Source organism: Paenibacillus xylanexedens, from assembly GCF_007680605.1.
GTDB lineage: Bacteria > Bacillota > Bacilli > Paenibacillales > Paenibacillaceae > Paenibacillus > Paenibacillus xylanexedens_B.
Genome location: NZ_VEIO01000043.1, coordinates 1 through 548, shown reverse-complemented (window position 1 = coordinate 548; position 548 = coordinate 1). Strand labels below are relative to the sequence as shown.

Below are 548 nucleotides of genomic sequence, written 5' to 3'. Positions count from 1 at the left end.
ACATTCAAATCTAAAATCTAGCCAGGTCGGCTAGTTACTCACTCGTTGCTCAGTTTTGAGAGCTCAAACTCTCAAACGTTTGGTGGCGATAGCGAAGGGGTTCCACACGTTCCCATCCCGAACACGACCGTTAAGCCCTTCAGCGTCGATGGTACTTGGACCGCAGGGTCCTGGGAGAGTAGAACGCCGCCAAGCGTAACCCATTATGGGTTCAAAACTTATATAAATGTGGGCCCTTAGCTCAGTTGGTTAGAGCGCACCTCTGATAAGGGTGAGGCCGGTGGTTCGAGTCCACCAGGGCCCACCATTTTAACATCTAAATAATGTATGGGGCCATAGCTCAGCTGGGAGAGCGCCTGCCTTGCAAGCAGGAGGTCAGCGGTTCGATCCCGCTTGGCTCCACCAACAAGATTTACAAGCTTGTTCTTTGAAAACTAGATATCGAAACGAAACAAACGCGAATTAGAACATTCCTTTAAGCTGATCTTGTGTAAACAAGTGAAGTGTTTTATAAGGTAGATTGCTGGAGCGAGTGATCGAAATGGAGC

Annotated in this window: 2 tRNA genes and 1 rRNA gene; all 3 read left to right on the top strand. The window is 48.5% G+C overall.

From position 1 onward, the window contains the following. The first annotated feature begins 78 nt into the window (after window positions 1–78). The 3 genes from rrf (at window position 79) to FS818_RS28275 (ending at window position 405) form a co-directional block, all read left to right on the top strand. A 5S ribosomal RNA gene (gene rrf, locus FS818_RS28285) occupies window positions 79–195 on the top strand. 35 nt (window positions 196–230) lie between these two features. After that, window positions 231–307: transfer RNA gene (locus tag FS818_RS28280), tRNA-Ile, on the top strand. Between the two features lie 22 nt (window positions 308–329). After that, window positions 330–405, top strand: a tRNA-Ala gene (locus FS818_RS28275). Window positions 406–548 lie beyond the last annotated feature (143 nt).